Annotated in this window: 13 protein-coding genes and 5 pseudogenes; 7 read left to right on the plus strand and 11 right to left on the minus strand. The window is 66.9% G+C overall.

From position 1 onward, the window contains the following. The first annotated feature begins 721 nt into the window (after nt 1-721). Nucleotides 722-2,827, plus strand: coding sequence for an N-6 DNA methylase (locus ACGF3C_RS19905; RefSeq protein WP_393223924.1), 2,106 nt, complete (start codon nt 722-724; stop codon nt 2,825-2,827). Next, nucleotides 2,824-3,015, plus strand: coding sequence for a hypothetical protein (locus ACGF3C_RS19910; RefSeq protein WP_393223927.1), 192 nt, complete (start codon nt 2,824-2,826; stop codon nt 3,013-3,015). Before ACGF3C_RS19905 ends, ACGF3C_RS19910 begins: the two co-directional genes overlap by 4 nt. Here ACGF3C_RS19910 and ACGF3C_RS19915 read toward each other — a convergent pair. The 6 genes and pseudogenes from ACGF3C_RS19915 to ACGF3C_RS19940 form a co-directional block, all read right to left on the minus strand. Next, nucleotides 2,999-3,582, minus strand: a pseudogene (locus tag ACGF3C_RS19915) (IS5 family transposase); the annotation flags it as partial. The gene ACGF3C_RS19910 and the pseudogene ACGF3C_RS19915 overlap by 17 nt on opposite strands. A 70-nt stretch (nt 3,583-3,652) precedes the next feature. Further along, the gene (gene istB, locus ACGF3C_RS19920; protein ID WP_393223930.1) at nt 3,653-4,444 is read right to left on the minus strand and encodes an IS21-like element helper ATPase IstB; all 792 of its coding nucleotides are present in this window, start codon (nt 4,442-4,444) and stop codon (nt 3,653-3,655) included. Further along, on the minus strand, nt 4,444-5,670 hold the full coding sequence (istA, locus tag ACGF3C_RS19925; protein ID WP_393223933.1) for an IS21 family transposase: 1,227 nt from the start codon (nt 5,668-5,670) through the stop codon (nt 4,444-4,446). The genes istB and istA overlap by 1 nt, the downstream gene beginning before the upstream one ends. A gap of 62 nt (nt 5,671-5,732) precedes the next feature. Further along, a pseudogene (locus tag ACGF3C_RS19930) lies at nt 5,733-6,047 on the minus strand (IS5 family transposase); the annotation flags it as partial. Between the two features lie 397 nt (nt 6,048-6,444). After that, nucleotides 6,445-6,570 (minus strand): annotated as a pseudogene (locus ACGF3C_RS19935) (site-specific integrase); the annotation flags it as partial. Between the two features lie 42 nt (nt 6,571-6,612). Beyond that, a complete protein-coding gene (locus ACGF3C_RS19940) occupies nt 6,613-7,098 on the minus strand; it encodes a hypothetical protein (protein ID WP_357226375.1) in 486 nt (161 codons plus the stop codon). Nucleotides 7,099-7,132: 34 nt separating this feature from the next. On the opposite strand from ACGF3C_RS19940, the gene ACGF3C_RS19945 reads away from it, so the two are divergent. After that, nucleotides 7,133-7,489, plus strand: a complete 357-nt coding sequence (locus ACGF3C_RS19945) for a hypothetical protein (RefSeq protein ID WP_393223936.1) — start codon at nt 7,133-7,135, stop codon at nt 7,487-7,489. Between the two features lie 357 nt (nt 7,490-7,846). On the opposite strand, the gene ACGF3C_RS19950 is transcribed toward ACGF3C_RS19945, so the two are convergent. After that, nucleotides 7,847-8,947, minus strand: a complete 1,101-nt coding sequence (locus tag ACGF3C_RS19950; protein ID WP_393223939.1) for a hypothetical protein — start codon at nt 8,945-8,947, stop codon at nt 7,847-7,849. A 172-nt stretch (nt 8,948-9,119) separates the two neighbouring features. On the opposite strand from ACGF3C_RS19950, the pseudogene ACGF3C_RS19955 reads away from it, so the two are divergent. The 3 genes and pseudogenes from ACGF3C_RS19955 (at nt 9,120) to ACGF3C_RS19965 (ending at nt 10,164) form a co-directional block, all read left to right on the plus strand. Further along, nucleotides 9,120-9,337, plus strand: a pseudogene (locus ACGF3C_RS19955) (DUF2716 domain-containing protein). 6 nt (nt 9,338-9,343) lie between these two features. Continuing rightward, nucleotides 9,344-9,658: a hypothetical protein gene (locus ACGF3C_RS19960; RefSeq protein ID WP_357226389.1), complete on the plus strand. Its 315-nt coding sequence runs from the start codon at nt 9,344-9,346 to the stop codon at nt 9,656-9,658. Nucleotides 9,659-9,738: 80 nt separating this feature from the next. After that, the gene (locus ACGF3C_RS19965; RefSeq protein ID WP_393223942.1) at nt 9,739-10,164 is read left to right on the plus strand and encodes a DUF6188 family protein; all 426 of its coding nucleotides are present in this window, start codon (nt 9,739-9,741) and stop codon (nt 10,162-10,164) included. Between the two features lie 386 nt (nt 10,165-10,550). Here the strand turns inward: ACGF3C_RS19965 and ACGF3C_RS19970 are convergent, their stop codons facing one another. Both ACGF3C_RS19970 and ACGF3C_RS19975 read right to left on the minus strand, forming a co-directional pair. Further along, nucleotides 10,551-11,171, minus strand: coding sequence for a hypothetical protein (locus tag ACGF3C_RS19970; protein ID WP_393223945.1), 621 nt, complete (start codon nt 11,169-11,171; stop codon nt 10,551-10,553). Further along, entirely contained in the window at nt 11,143-11,547 is a 405-nt protein-coding gene (locus ACGF3C_RS19975) for a transposase (protein WP_393223948.1), read from the minus strand. Before ACGF3C_RS19975 ends, ACGF3C_RS19970 begins: the two co-directional genes overlap by 29 nt. A gap of 201 nt (nt 11,548-11,748) precedes the next feature. On the opposite strand from ACGF3C_RS19975, the gene ACGF3C_RS19980 reads away from it, so the two are divergent. Continuing rightward, nucleotides 11,749-12,084 (plus strand): HEAT repeat domain-containing protein, encoded by a 336-nt coding sequence (locus tag ACGF3C_RS19980; RefSeq protein WP_393223951.1) that lies wholly within the window; start codon nt 11,749-11,751, stop codon nt 12,082-12,084. 378 nt (nt 12,085-12,462) lie between these two features. Here ACGF3C_RS19980 and ACGF3C_RS19985 read toward each other — a convergent pair. Together ACGF3C_RS19985 and ACGF3C_RS19990 are read right to left on the minus strand one after the other, a co-directional pair. Further along, a pseudogene (locus ACGF3C_RS19985) lies at nt 12,463-13,266 on the minus strand (IS5 family transposase). An 83-nt stretch (nt 13,267-13,349) separates the two neighbouring features. Then, a complete protein-coding gene (locus ACGF3C_RS19990) occupies nt 13,350-15,014 on the minus strand; it encodes a hypothetical protein (RefSeq protein WP_393223954.1) in 1,665 nt (554 codons plus the stop codon). Between the last annotated feature and the right edge of the window lie 78 nt (nt 15,015-15,092).

The raw sequence follows: 15,092 nt of genomic DNA on the forward strand, positions 1-15,092 counted from the left end.
GAGAAGGTCCGGATCGAGGCCGCGACCATGTTCAAGAAGTCCGTACCGACCGCGCAGATCGTTTCTGAGCTGCGGGTTTCCGGAAAGCATCATGAGGATCCTCGACGCTGTCGCACGCCAAGTCGGCCAGCCGCGCCAACGCGGGAACCGTCGTCGGGTCATACCGGTACGGCACCGGCCGGCCTGTGTCGTCGGGCCCTTCGCTGCTGTCACCTATAGCTAATGCGGGGTTCCCGTGCCCGCTCATGTGAATCCCTATCCTCCAGGTTGGCGGCCGTCACCGAGTCAACCAACCGCAAGCTCGAGCGCCAACCGACTTTCGAGACTCCACCAGGCGCCGCGCCGGCCGTCGACTTCGTCAAGGAAAAACTCCGTCCCGTGGCAACGCGAGTGCCACCGTTGGGCCTGTCCTGCGCTGCTGGTCAGCCGAGGTGGGGCTCGGGCTCGGAAAGATGACGACTGAGCGCGGGAAGGGCCTTCGCTTCGTTACGAGGTGCCGGATTGCGTCCGCGACCGAGGGGCGCGGCGTCACGCATGGCTTCGGCTGGCACCGCTGGTACGTCGAGCGCGGCCACCTAGCCTGACGCAGCGACGGCGCGTACCGGCGTGTATCGGCCAGAAGGCGTTGAGGGCCTCCACCCAGAGACCTTTGTTAACAGATTCGGGTGCACCGGCGAGTGCACAATCGACGCAGCGGGAAAGTGTCCGTAGCTTCGTTCCCGTGAGTGATTCTACCGCTGCGGTCTCCCAGGCCCGGCTCGCGCAACTCGCTGGCGTCGCACGAGCGGCGGTCACACAGTGGCGCAACAGGCACGCCGATTTCCCGGCGCCTATCGATGCGGGCGGTGACCTGCGGCTCGCCGACGTCATCACCTGGCTCGACACGCGGCCGGTACCCGCCAATCGCCGAGAACCGGACGAGGCCGCCGGCGTCACCTACGGTGGCCGGGTCAGGCGCCAGCTGCGGGCCGCCGAAGAACCCGCTCGGGACCGAGTCAAGGAACTCGGGGCGCTCAGCACCGAGTTCGGCGGCAGGGTGTTCTGGGCCGAGTATCTCTACCTGCTGCTCTGCCTGACGTTTCTTCGCCTGTACGACCACGATCGTTGGTCACAGCTGATGCACAGCGTGCCGCCGAACGGCGACCCGATTATGGCCCAGCGGCTGCTGCGCCGCGTCGTGGCGCTAGCCGACGAGTCCCTGGCCGCTCCGGACGTGCTCAGGGCCTCGGACGCGCCACCGTCGAGGTTGCGGCCCCGTGCGTTCGAGCCGATTCGCAAGGTCATCGCACTCGTTGCGGGCCTTGGCCCCGCCGACTTCGCTCGGCTCCGCGCCGCATATCTGCGCCAGGTGAGCATAAGCGGTGAGGTCATCTCGACGCCCGAAGGCGTCGCTCGGACTATGGTCGCGCTGCTGGCCGGCACCCCGGTCGACAGGGGCGTCTTGATCTACGACCCGTTCGCCCGCTTCGGTGAGCTGCCGGCCGAATTCATCCGTGCCGCTGGCGACCTGGCCGCGGCGGCTGGCGACACACCGGACACGGTGCTGGTTCGCGCGGAGCATCCTGACGCGGGCGAACTCCGGCTGGCCGGGATGTGGCTGATGGCGTCCGGGACGCCGGCCGAGCTTGCCGTGACACCGGCGCCGACGCCCGCCGGAGCGACATTTGTGCTGACCAACCCGCCGTTCGGCAAGCACGTTGAAGACAAGTGGCTGCGGCACTGCGTCGACTCGCTCACTGAGGAGGGCCGGGCAGTGGTCCTCATGCCGTACAGCGCTGGTTTCGCCGGCAAGGCGACTATGCGCCGAGAGCTGGTGGATCAAGGTGCACTCATCGCCGTTGTGGCCCTGCCGGCACGGATGTTCTCGAACACCAGGGTCGGTGTGTGCATCTGGCTGCTGCGACGGCCCACGAGACGGCCCGCGGCGGTGCGGTTCGTCGATGCGCGCCACCGTGGCCGGGCGAGGGGCCTTCACGTTGAGCTCGACGCGACGGACGTCGCGAGCATCGTCGCCGCAGTAACGGCAGAGAACCAGCCCGAATTCAGCGTCCTGGCCACCCACGAATACATCCAGGCTCGGGGCTACTCCCTACATCCGCCCGAGTACCAGGACGGCATGTTCACGCGTTCGCTGGCGGACGTGGCACGCGCGGAGCTGGAGGCGCTGTCGACCGACGTCGAGCTGCCCTCGTACACAACCGGCGGCGGTTGGTCCGGTCGCCCGCTGAACGAACTTTGCCACGTCCGCAACGGGGTGTCGCACCGGTCGCTGACCGCGGCTGTCGCCCGCGCCGGGACTGCGGGGGTGATCGTGCCGGTCGTGCACCCGCGGCATCTGCGCAGCGGGATCATTGAAGCCGTCGACGCCCCAATGGCAGACGCCGCGTCGCTGGAGCAGTACCGGCTGCGCACCGGCGATGTGCTGTGGGTGCGCACCGGCGCCATGGGCCAGGCTGCACTGGTCGGCGAGCCCGAGTCCGGCTGGCTGCCGCACACCAACCTGCTCCGGCTGTGTGTCATCGACCCGGAAGTGCTGGATCCGGCCTACCTGCTGGCTTTCCTATTGGAGCCCGCCGTCCTGGCCCGAATCCGCGAACGGTCCATCCGATCGGTCACCACCTCGATCAGCAAGGGCGTCCTGGGTGAACTTGTGATGCCTCTGCCGCCCCTCGCCGCGCAGCGGGAAATACTCGCCGCGGTCACCGCACTCGATGATCACGCGGCGTCGCTGCAGCGCCGCCTCAACGCCGTGCGCGCCGCCCGGTCGGTCCTCGGCCAGCACCTCATCGACGGCACCGTCGTCCTAACAGGAAGGCAAACCCTGTGAACCGCTCCGACACGACCCCCATGTGGATCCTGGTCGTGAGTCTCGCGTCGTTCGTCGCGGCGCTCGTGACGGCGATGCTGAAGAGCAGCGTCGGCGCACCGGTGGCCGAAGCCGTGCTATCCGCTGGGGTGGCCTTTGGAGGCGCTTTCGGCCTAGGGCCTGTCCTGTCGATCATGGAAGCCAGATGATTGCGGCGATGAGGACGAGGCTGGCCTGGTAGAGGGACGCGCGTTTGGCGTAGCGGGTGGCCAGGTCACGCCACTGCTTGAGCCGGTTGAAGCAGCGTTCCACGACGTTGCGCTTGCGGTAGACCGCTTTGTCGAAGGCTGGCGGTCGGCCTCCGGCGCTGCCCTTGGCGGCACGGCGGGCGACTTGGTCGCTGCGTTCGGGGATGACATGCCGGACGCCTCGCTGCCGCAGGGCTCGGCGGGTCGAGTCATGTGCGTAGCCCTTGTCGGCGATCAGCACCTCAGGTCGCTTGCGGGGCCGGCCGGGTCCGGGCTCGTTGACCCGGATCGCGTCCAGCAGAGCCAGGAGTTGGGGGTTGTCGCCGGCCTGGCCAGGGGTGAGCAGGATCGACAGCGGCCGGCCACGACCATCAACCGCCAGGTGGATTTTCGTGCTCAGTCCGCCTCGGGACCGGCCGATGGCCTCGCCATCTTGCGCACCAGGCGTCGCCGGACTTGATGGGGAGCCCCCTTTTTGCGGGCGCCAGCGGAATGCTGATGCGCCCGCACGACCGAGGAGTCGATGCTGTGTCAACGCCGCCTCAACCCTGACCACCGTGGTCCGGCTGAAAGTGGACCACCTCGGGTTGGTTGATCTTTAGTCGTTTGTTTTGGTGGCCGGTGGGACGCGGCCCAGGTCGCGGTCTTTGAGTCGGTAGCTGTCGCCCTTCATCGAGATGACTTCGGCGTGGTGGACGAGGCGGTCGATCATGGCTGCGGCGACGACGTCATCTCCGAAGACTTCACCCCAGCGCCCGAACGGCTTGTTGGACGTGACGATCAGTGAGGCGCGTTCGTAGCGGTTGGAGACCAGTTGGAAGAACAGGTTCGCCGCTTCGGCTTCGAAGGGGATGTAGCCGACCTCGTCGACGATCAGCAGCGGGATCCGGCCGAGCTTGACCAGTTCGTCTTGCAGGCGCCCGGCGTGGTGGGCGTCAGCGAGGCGGGACACCCACTGGGCTGCGGTGGCGAACGCGACCCGGTGTCCGGCTTGGCAGGCCCGGATCCCGAGGCCGGTGGACAGGTGGGTTTTGCCGGTGCCGGGCGGGCCCAAGAAGACGACGTTCTCCTTCGACGCCACGAAGTCCAGGGTGCCCAGGTGAGCGATGGTTTCCCGCTTCAACGAGCGTTGGTGCTCGTAGTCGAACTCCTCCAGGCTCTTGCGGGCCGGGAACCGCGCGGCCCGGATGCGTCCTTCACCGCCGTGAGCCTCCCGGGCGGCGACCTCGCGTTGCAGGCAGGCGGCGAGGAACTCCTCATGCGTCCACGATTCTGCCCGAGCCCGCTCAGCCAGACGTTCGACCGACGCGGCGAGAGAGGGTGCTTTCAGCGCGCGGCTGAGGAATGCGATCTCGGAGGACACGTTGCGGTTGCTGGTTTTTGTGGCCATCACGCAGCCACCTCGTTCAGGCCGAACATCCGGTCATAATCGCTGAGCTGGCGGTGCTCGACTTGGGCGTCGACGGCTGGCGCCGGGGTGTGCTGGGCGGCGACGCGCAGGTCAGCCGCGGCTTGGCGGTGAGCCGGATCAGTGATGCTCTGATGCTTGGCCCAGCAGCGGTCGTGTCGGGCGACCTGGCGGCTGTCGCAGAACACCTGCACCCGATCGGCGTCAGCGGTGACATCGACACGACGCCCGACGACCGAGGGATGCACCGAATAGTCGTTGCTGTCCAGACGCACGTAGTGATCCCGAGGCAGCCGCGTGGTCTGTCGCCAGCCAATCACGGGCGCCACTGGCGGCAGCGACAGCATCGCGGCCCGGTCGGCGTCCCACCGGTCCGCCGGGCGGCAGCCCAGCACCCGGTGGTGGCGGTTGTTCGCCCGCACCAGCCACTCGGTGAGCTGGTTGTTGAAGTCCTGCGGTGAACCGAAACGACGGCCGGGCAAGAACGACGTCTCGAGATAACCGTTGGCCCGCTCGACCAGGCCCTTGGCTTCCGGGTCCGCCGGCCGGCACTGGATCACCCTGATGCCGAGGGTGCCACGGAAGGCGTTCATCGTCTCGGTCAACTGCGGCCGACCGGCCCGCCACTGCCCGACCGCGGACTCGTTGTCCCACACCAACGCCTTGGGCACCCGACCCCACCCGGAGATCAACGTCCAGTGCCCGGCCAGCAAATCCGGTGACTGCCGCGACGGGATCATCACCGCCGACAGCCACCGCGAATACCCCGACACCATCACCAACACCGGCGGCCTGCCGGTCTGCCCGAACCCCAACGGCACGTCCGCCGGCGGAAACCACAGGTCACACTGCACCAGCTCACCCGGCAGATAGTCCGTGCGCTGGGCCGGGTCCGGACGGCGGAACAACGGCCGCAGCTGCTGCACCCGATCACAGAACACCGTCTTGCCCCGAGTCCACCCGACCCGTTCCATGATCACCGTCGAGGGCATGTCCGGGAACTCCGCCAACAACACCCTGATCTGCGGCTCGACCGCATCCACGATCGAGCCCTTCGCCGCCCGCCGATACCGCGGCGGCTCATTACTGGCCAGGGCCTTCTTCACGGTGTTGCGAGACATCCTCAACCGCCGTGCGATGGCCTGAATCGCCATGCCCTCCGACCGCCGCAGCCGCCGGATCTCCGCCCAGTCCTCCACGCTCAGCACCTCCCGATGCTTCAGGAGGTGGTCCCGATTCAGCCGGAACCACGTGGTCAGTTTTCAGGCGGAGCCGACATGCTGATCGTCCACTGCACGGGTGTGCCGTCGTCATGCACCTGCGCAGCCGCGAGAATCCGATCCCACGTGCCATCGGCCGTCCACCGCCGCAGACGTTCGTGACAGGTTTTCCACGGCCCGAACCGTTCCGGCAGGTCACGCCACGGCGCACCCGTACGCAGCTTCCAAAGAATCCCGTTGATGACCTGACGGTGATCCCGCCACCGACCCCGCGCACCACCCGGTTCAGGAAGCAGGGGCGCGATCACCGCCCACGCCTCATCGGTCAGCTCACCACGACGTACCACCGGAACATCGTCAACGATCAACCGCTACAAGATCGGCAGGACACGCCCTAGGCCTCTGGATTCTCGGCGCACTGAAACCGCCGTCCAGCAGCACCCGCCGAGGGCCGAGGTGACGCAGCGGCAGCGGAGCTTCCGGTTCGGGCGCGGCGCTGCCGGGGAGTGTTGCGATGACTCCTTTACTCGGGTGGTTTACACTTCCCGTGACCTGGGAGAACGTGCCTGAGCACGTCGCTGGGACCTTCAACTACTGGGGGTCAAGGGGTCGTCGGTTCGAATCCGGCCGTCCCGACGCAGGTCAGAGGCCATTCGGATTCTTCCGGATGGCCATTTCTGATCTTGTACAGCAGCGAAGTACAGGAACGGCTCATTGGTCGAGGCTTTCGCCCAGCCTCCGCAGGGCTTCGTTGAGCTAGGCCTGAACGTCTCGTACTGACAGCCGTCCGTCGAGTCGCTTGGCGCTGAGGCCCGTAACGATGTAGAGGCGGCTCAGCGTCTCGTACGTGGCGTAGGTCAGCGGAGCGAGGTTCGGCTCCACGATCTCGGTTGTGCGCGCCTGACGGCGGCTACAGCACGGGTGCTACTTCTACCGCAGGCGGTAGAGGTAGCTACCTTCGTAGTTGCGTTCAACGTTCTCGTGAGAGTCAACGAAAAACGAGGTACCGGCGAGCCAGTCGGCGGGATATCCGCTACGGGTGAGGATCGTCCGGAATTCTTGTTCGAGTCTTGCCGTGACGCCGTTGCTGGCGCAGCGTGCCACGTTGGCGTGGGTGTCGAAGAGCAGCCACACTGCCGCGTCGAAGTCGGTCGGGACAATCGGGACGACGAACTCCACGCGCGCTAGCGGTACCTCGTTGGCAGCTGCCCAGGAGATAAGCTCGCGCCTGGCGGTACCGAGGTGATCGAACTGCCTGCGACGGGTCGGGTTCACGTTGCGATCGTCGGCACGTTCGAGGACAACCCTTACGCTCATGCTCATGAAAACGTGCTGGTCTGTGGCGGCCGTTGCCTGCTTGGCCTTGCCGGTCATATCGGGTTGCGGCTCCGGACGGTCCACCACCGCAGCAGGCACCCCTGCGACCTACACGTGTTGCGATGGCAAGGACGTGGACACGGTGTACCAGCCTGGCCAGGAGATGACGGTTCACTGGATCGTCAAGCCAGGGACCGACCCCGCCGCGAAGCCGACGCAGGTCGAGCTGACTGCGCGTCTGAGTGGCCCATACGGGGACGTCAGCGAACTGAAGAGCGCTGCCGGGGGCACAGCTCGGCCTGCTCTGGGAGAGGTGAACTTCGAGGCCCAGCCAGTAAGGCCATCGGGTGCGGCGGGCGAACGACCGGTCAGCGTCATTCCAATTCCGGAGGATGCGCCGCCCGGGTCTTACAACCTGATCTTCGCCGTGCATGAGGATGGCGGAGTCGTTGGCGGAGCGAGCGTCGTCCGGGTGACCCCCAAAGCCTGAGCCCATCGGATACTCAGGCCGGGACGACGCCCTTTGTCCGGTCGGCCGGGTGCGTCACCGGGCGATGCTTCGTTCCTCCTGCTGTTGTGGGCCGCAGCCGTCTCCGACGGTGGCGAGTCGCGGGTTTCACCCGATTGCCGTTGCTCCACCGCCACCTCGTAGGGCCCGCGACTCGCGGCAGATCAGGATGCCTGAGTCATGAGGGGACTTATGACGAGGCAAGTTGGCGCCACGCAGCCCGGCTGTGTGGTAACCCAGCTTCCGTAAACACGAAGCCGCAGCTTCCGTTCTTCGGATCCCAGAGGTGTTCGTTGGCGACCCCGACGTGCCTGGCTGCGTCCGGACCTTCCTGTACGGCTACCGGCCCTGACCATGGTCACCGGCGCTGCCGCAGTGGGCGCAGCGCTCCCGCGTGCCGTAGTGGTAGGCGGCGGCCGAGACCAGAACGAGGGCACCCCACAGCAGCAGCGAGACCGCAGGCAGATGGGAGAGCCAGTTCGTCCGTACCGTGGTCCCGGTGTAGTAGACCGGCTCGCCGGCGGCGAACCGGACCAGATCGGGGACGAGCAGAGTGCAGAAGCCGAAGAGAGCGGCGCCGCACACGGTCGCCATCGCCACCGGAAACCAGTGGGGCACCGGCCGACCGGCCAGGCCCACCACCCAGCCCGGCCACACCTGGCTCCACGGCCGGGTGAGCCCGAAACAGAGGACGCCGCCCCCGAGCGCCATGCCGGCCAGGGTCAGCTCAAGCAGCATGGTGCCGTTGCCCGGGTTGGCTTCGTTGATCGTGTCGAGGAACTCCTCGGTGGTGCCCACCGGGATGCCGGCTGCCCAGCACAGCCGGACGATTGCGTAGCCGAGCGGCGCGAGTAACGCCGCGATTGAGGCGACCTGGCCGACCACGGCCCATCGTTGGCGCGACCACTCGGCGCCGCCGTCCCGGCCACAGTTCTCGCAGCCGCCACGGGTGGCCCGGCCGTACGCCAGGGTGGCCGCGGCGAGGGCGTATCCGGTGTACGCGAGCAGCACCAGATGGACGGTCGGCCAGTCCAGCCGTTTCAGGTTGAGCAGGTTGAGGCCGGGGATGGCGTCCAGCGCCTGCGTTCCCGGCAGCACCAGCACCAGGAAGGCCGCCGCCAGCCAGCCGACGCCCAGCAGCACCGGACGCACCCGCCCGGCGACCCGCCGGCGCATGAGCAGCAGCGCGGCGACCAGCATGACGCAAAACCCCAGCGTCACGCCCTCGACCAGGGCCGGTGGCAGGTCGGCCAGCCAGTGGTCGGGAAAGGTGTTGTCCGGGTTGGCCGGGCGGGCGAAGACGTACGGTCCGCCGGCGAACCAACCGACCGAGGCGAGGCCGTACGCCGTCAACACCACGGCGGCGAAGGTCCCGGACCACCGCGGCCAGCCGGCCCACCAGTGCCGTACCCGTCGAGCGGTAGTCGCCATATCAGTCACCGCTTCTCATTCGTCGTCGGATCGAAGGGCCGAACCGAATGTCCGTCCTCCGGAACGCATGCACCTCCCACGGGGATGGGAGCCGCTTCCCTCGAGCAGGGGACTGCCGAGCGACCGGCCCCGGGAGATCCTTGCGTGAAGGAGGCAGAGCAAAGTTGCGGAGCGGCGTGTCGTGCTGGACTGGCAGCACCCGAGCTTTTGGTTCTGGCCTCACCGGCACGTCGTCTGCGAGGACGCAGCGTGCGGGTCGAGGTCTTTTCCAGACGGGACTACTACGCGTTCCTGACAGAGGACATGACCGAAGGTACGTTCGGACACCCGTGGGAGCAGACGCTGTGCGTCTTCGGATCACACCTGATGCCGAAGCTCGTGCCCCTACTCAGCGGGTAACTACCGATGAACGGCGTTCTGCACCTGCTCGACACCGACCGGACCCTGCTCCGCAGCCTGCCCAACCCGCTCACCCCGGCCGAGCAGGCACGCATCCGCGACGCACGCCCCGCCGGACCTTCACCCACCCCGGCAACCCAGCCACTCCGCGTCGAACGCCGCGTCAGCAGCCGCGGCGTCCTCGTGATCGCCGGCCAACGCATCCACGTCGGCATCGGCCACGCCGGTCAAACGCTCACTGTCGAAGACGCCGAGACCACCTTCCGCGTCCACGACGGCGACCAACTCCTCACCGAAGTCCCCCGCACCACGACCAAGTAGATCGCTAGATTCAAGGTCCGCAAGCCCGAACCACCACGCCAGCGCGTGACGCCGACAGGCACTGAATCAGGGCAGGCCCGATGAGAGTTCCGACCCCGTTGACCGGCTGCCGTGTCGACCGAACAGCCTTCGACTACCAGGTCCGGCTCAGCCTCTCCGCGCTCGACCCCAAAGAGGGCTACCGTGTCGACGCCGAACTGGCCATCGAAACTCCGTTCCTGCTCCGCGACCCGGGCGGGCAATGGCACGAACTTGACCCCGGCACGGGCACCCGCCTGGCACCCGTCCTGGACCTGTTCGGCCAGACCATCAGCAGCGTTGAGATCCACGGCAACGGCGCCCTCCACCTGACCTTCGACAACGGCGCCGAGTTACACATCGGCCCCGATCACCACTACGAGTCCTGGCACCTCACCGGCGCGGGAGTCGACCCGATAACCGTCGGCCCAGGCGGGGAAACCGACTGGCAGCCGGCTCCCCAGCCCGAACCACCCCACATCGGCTGACATCCACAACAAAGTTCGTCTGGCCGGAAGTGTCACGAATCAAGTGACAGCGATCCGTAACGCATCAAGTGGAGTCCGACAGTTGTGTGGAACGCCTTGAGCGCCTTCGATACCGTCGCGGGCATTGCCATGACGTCGGTTATGCGCGGGGGCAGGGGGCAGGGGGCAGGGGGCGTGGGCGGATGCTGGCGCCACGTCCGACCACGACCCGACGCGGAATCGCTGAAGACCCCGCCGCTCCTGGGCCGCTTAGTGCCGGCATGTCAGAGACCTACGGCGCCCATCCCTGGTTTGGCATGATGTGGATGCCCGGAGCCATCCGAGAAACCACGCGATCATCTTGATGCCGACTGCGTGCGGCATCAAGGCGGGGCGTGGAACGTCGGCTAACATGCATCACGGTCCGAGACGTCGCACCGCTTTGCCGCCGCCCGCAGCGCTGCCACCGAGGCGTGACCTGGGTAGTCGCTCAGCATGGGGTAGCGCCGACGGTGGTGACAGTCCCAGTAGCTGGCAGCCCGCTGGTCGGTGAGCGTCACGAAGGCCGGGTTCGCGGCGGTAAATCGCCCGTAGACGGCGTCCGCCGGGCTTTGCGGAACAACCAGCTTCGGCTCGAGAACACGCCGAATGACCAACAGGATCTCGTCCACGTATTCGCCCACCAACTGCACCACGAACGGCGCCACCCACGGTTGGATCAAGCCGACGACCCGTTCCAGCCGCCGCTGCCTTACCCGGCCATCGTGATGTCGGGTGTACAAGCAATCCAGCACCGCACGCTGGGTGGCAGACAGCGCTGCCTCCGCGGCAACGGGCGGCTCGTCGGAGTAGACCCGGTATGGAATCACGACCGGCTCACCATCGACCAGCACACGGAACGGCGACGTCGGCGCGTGCGGCGCCGGCGGTAGGACGGCCAACGCCTTTCGTACGTCATTGCCTAGACGACGTGGGAAGGCAGCCTCCAAGGCTGCGGCCTCAGCCAACTGCGAGCTCCCGAACTGCATGGCCGATCGTAGCCCCGGCAGCGCCGCAGCTAGATGGGACACCGCTTCGAGTGCGATTTCGCCTGCGGTGGACAGCAGCCTGAGAAGTGGCACGGACCTGGCTGTTCTCGATCCGCCCAGCGGTGCCGGTGTACTGCCGTTGCACACCCACCGACGTGGTGCCCTTCTTGACGGACCGGGCCTCATCCGGTATCAACACGCCCTGCGGATCTCCGAGCCGCTCCACCAGCAGGCCTTGCACGTCGGAGACGACCTGCTCGGCATCCCAGACCGCGGTGCGCAGCAACCGCTGCAACGCCGCCGGCTGCCGATAACCGGCCTGCTCGGCCAGCTGCCAGCACGTCTTGCGCTCGGTTTGCGACAACAGACCAGTCACGAACGCCCGCGCGGCAAGCCGCGGCTCACTCCGGGTTGAACCGGCCCGCGATCCGCTGCACGGCAACCTCGAACCCCACCTGCCACCCGGCAAGGTCTACGCTATGACCTGCGGACAATGCACGATCTTCGGTTGTCTTCACCAACCATCGAGGATCACGCGGCAGCTGCGCTCCACTTGCGGCGGCCCACCGGAGACGACGTGGCGAACCAGTTCTTGCACGCCATGCGGTTGATGCGGAGCCGCGACCCGCAAAAGCAGGAAGACGGATTCCACCTGTTGCGACCCCACGCCGCGCAGCACCTCCAAGAGCTGATCACCGAGTTCAACCGCGAACCCCACCACGGCCTGCGCTGCTGGATGCTTGAACTCATCGGCGAAACACGCTCAGCGGACGCGCTGCCCGTGCTGGTTGCCCAACTTCACAGCGACGACGAATCGCTACGGGACTGGGCCATTAGGGGCCTCGAACAACTCGACACCAAACCAGCACGTCACCAGCTATACCGAGCACGATCGGCGGGTTTGATCCGCTAACACCACCGGACTAGGGCATGTCCTGTCGATCATGGATCGGCAGTCCTGGTCATGACATGCTTCAGCCGTGTACCGGACCGAGGATCAACGGCGCTTTCAGCGTCTGGTCGAGGCGCTATCGGGACGGGCGGATCCCCAGGCTGAGGCCGAGGTGGGCGCACCCCTGGATCCCCGGCTCGCGGACTCGCTGGTTGAAGTGTTGGCGGTGAGGAGCAGCTCGGGCTGGACACGCTCTGTGCCAACGTCTTCGACTACCGGGTGCGGCTGGCAGGTGAGGAGTACGCAACGATCACCGATCTGGCCGATCGTTGGGGTCTCGGCGTTCGGGTGATCGATGGATTGAACGAGCTTGTGATCCCGGATGAGCCATCCGAGTGCTCATGAGAGCCAAACGATGGCGGCGATGAGGACGAGGCTGGCGCGGAAGCAGCGCTCCACCAGGTTGCGGTTTCGGTAGATCACCTTGTCGAAGGCTGGTGGCTGCCGCCGGCGCCGCCCTTGGCGATCCGACGGGCGACCTGGTCGGACCGTTCCGGGATGACGTGCCGGATCCCGCGCTGCCGCAACGCTCGGCGGGTTGAGTCGTGCGCGTAACCCTTGTCGGCGATCAACACGTCGGTACGTTTACGGGGCCGTCCGGGTCCAGGTTCGTTGACCCGGATCGCGTCCAGTAGCGCCAGCAACTGCGGGTTGTCGCCGGCCTGGCCAGGGGTGAGCAGGATCGACGGCGGCCGGCCGCGTCCGTCGACGGCGAGGTGGATCTTCGTACTCAGTCCGCCTCGAGACCGGCCGATAGCCTCGCCATCTTGCGCACCAGGCGTCGCCGGACTTGATAGGGAGCCCTCTTTTTGCGGGCGCCAGCGGAATGCTGGTGCGCCCGCACGACCGACGAGTCGATGCTGATCGTCCACTGCACCGGTGTGCCGTCGTCATGGACCTGCGCTGCGGCGAGGATCCGATCCCAGGTGCCATCCGCGGTCCACCGCCGCAGCCGTTCGTGGCAGGTCTTCCACGGCCGAAGCGTTCCGGCAGGTCCCGCCACGGCGCCCCCGTGCGCAGCTTCCACAGAATCCCGTTGATGACCTGTCGGCGATCCCGCCACCGCCCCCGCGCAGCGCCCGGCTCCGGCAGCAGCGGCACGATCACCGCCCACGCCTCGTCAGTCAGTTCACCACGACGCACCACCGGCACATCGTCAACGATTAACCGCTACAAGATCGGCAGGACGCCCTAGCCGTCGCGGTATCCCGAGGACACGCCCACCATCACTTCGTGTTGGCGTCGATGGTGTAAACCACGTCTGGCCCGACGTCGTGGCGGGTGATGCCGGGTACGTCGGGGATGTTGAGCAGTGGTTCGTATGGGGTGCCGTGGACCCGGTCGCGCAGCAGGACGACGCTGCGGATGCCGAGCTGGTGCAACCGATCCAAGGCCTGCTGGCTGGGGAAGGTCGTCATAACGTCGCGGATCGCCTGACGGTTGGGTGTGGTGTAGCTGGCCGCACCGTTGACCACTGCGGGAAAACCGTCGGTCGACCAAAGTAGGACGTGGAGGTCGATGCCGTCGTCGGACGGCAATACCATGGTCGGAGCGTGCGCGGAGGCTAGCGCCATCGCGGCCGGTTTGGCTGGGGTTTGGGGGTGCTGCAGGTCAGGCAGGCCCTCAGCTAGCACGAGGACCAGCAACGGAACGGTCAGTAGCCGTGCCTCTTCCACCGACCATTTCGGCTTGGCGCCCCTGCTAGCCACCTCGGCTAGTTGGGTAACCAGGCCGGCCGCGAGAATGGCCAGGCAGATAGTGGGCCACAAGATCAACCGCCCTGGTGTACGGGATCCGTCGAACCCGGGCACGTAAAGATAGAGCAGACGGTAGATCGGCCCGTTCGTGCCTAGCGCGAACAACACTCCGACGACCGCCCCAAACAGCAGCAGAAGCCGTTGCACCGGTGACCAGCGGGATAGGAACAGGCCGGCGAAGGCCAGTAAATACAGTGCATACCCGCATAGCAGCACTTTCTCAGTGGGTGCGCCACCAAGAGCGATGCGGGCGTCGTTGTGGAGGGTGCCCCAGGGCAGCGAGGACTGCGGAGCCACGAGAAGTCCGCGCAGTGTCGGGGAGAAAAACGCGACGTAGTCCCAGTCCCGGGTGACATGTGGGTTGAGCTCGCGCACGTGTTGGTACGCGTACGCGAAGTATCCGGTCACCGCGGTGAAGACCAACCCGCCGATCAGATCACTGACGATCAGCCGGCGGCTGAGGCGTGGGCGGTGGATCAGCCAGGCTGTCAGTGTGATCAGGCAGAGGGCGGCGAGGACGTATACGAATCCAAGCCCCACGCCGAAGCCAAGGCTGACCTGCCAGGCCGCGACCAGCCAGCCAGCGAACGCCCAGCCCGGTCGGACTCGTTCGGCAAGGTAGCCGCGGGTGAACGAGAGTCCGTGGCCGCGCGCCAGCATCGCCAGGGCCAGCGTGATGCCACCGGTGGAGAGAATATTCAAATGGCCGTCGTGGCCGTAGCGCCAGGGCGCGTAGGCGAGGGCGGCCCCGGCTACCGCGGCGGCGACCTTATTCGCGCCAAGCTGGCGCAGGAGCGCGTAGCCGCCGAGGAAGGCGAGCGCGAAAGCCAGCACGAACAGGATGTTGTAGCGCAGCACGGCGCCGACTACACCGCTGCCTATCAGCCCTGCCGGGGCATAGCCGAGCAGGCTGTCGTTCAGGGCTAGGCCGTACTTGTCGGGATAAAAGGCGTTGGTATCCCACAGGCCACGCAGACCGTGGGTGAGAGCGTGGCCACCCCATCCCACCAGCCATGCTTGGGCCGTCGGGTCACCCGCGTCACCGACGATGGTGTGGGCCGGGTTGGCGATCGGCACAGTCTTGGCGCCGGAAGTCATCACGCGAACCGCGTACGGCGGAATCAGCCAGATCATCGCGACAGCGAGGAGCACCGAACCGAGGCCCGCGATGCTCAGTTCCCGCCGATGGGCCCCACGTTTCAGCCAATCCCT

It is taken from the genome of Micromonospora sp. NPDC047762 (assembly GCF_043204655.1).
Classification (GTDB): domain Bacteria; phylum Actinomycetota; class Actinomycetes; order Mycobacteriales; family Micromonosporaceae; genus Micromonospora.

What these genes read in the sequence shown, in the direction of transcription:
- istB (WP_393223930.1), bottom strand. Translation starts at nt 4,444, where the DNA reads ATGGCCACAAAAACCAGCAACCGCAACGTGTCCTCCGAGATCGCATTC.
- ACGF3C_RS19960 (WP_357226389.1), top strand. Translation starts at nt 9,344, where the DNA reads ATGAACGGCGTTCTGCACCTGCTCGACACCGACCGGACCCTGCTCCGC.
- ACGF3C_RS19965 (WP_393223942.1), top strand. Translation starts at nt 9,739, where the DNA reads ATGAGAGTTCCGACCCCGTTGACCGGCTGCCGTGTCGACCGAACAGCC.
- ACGF3C_RS19970 (WP_393223945.1), bottom strand. Translation starts at nt 11,171, where the DNA reads ATGCAGTTCGGGAGCTCGCAGTTGGCTGAGGCCGCAGCCTTGGAGGCT.
- ACGF3C_RS19990 (WP_393223954.1), bottom strand. Translation starts at nt 15,014, where the DNA reads ATGATCTGGCTGATTCCGCCGTACGCGGTTCGCGTGATGACTTCCGGC.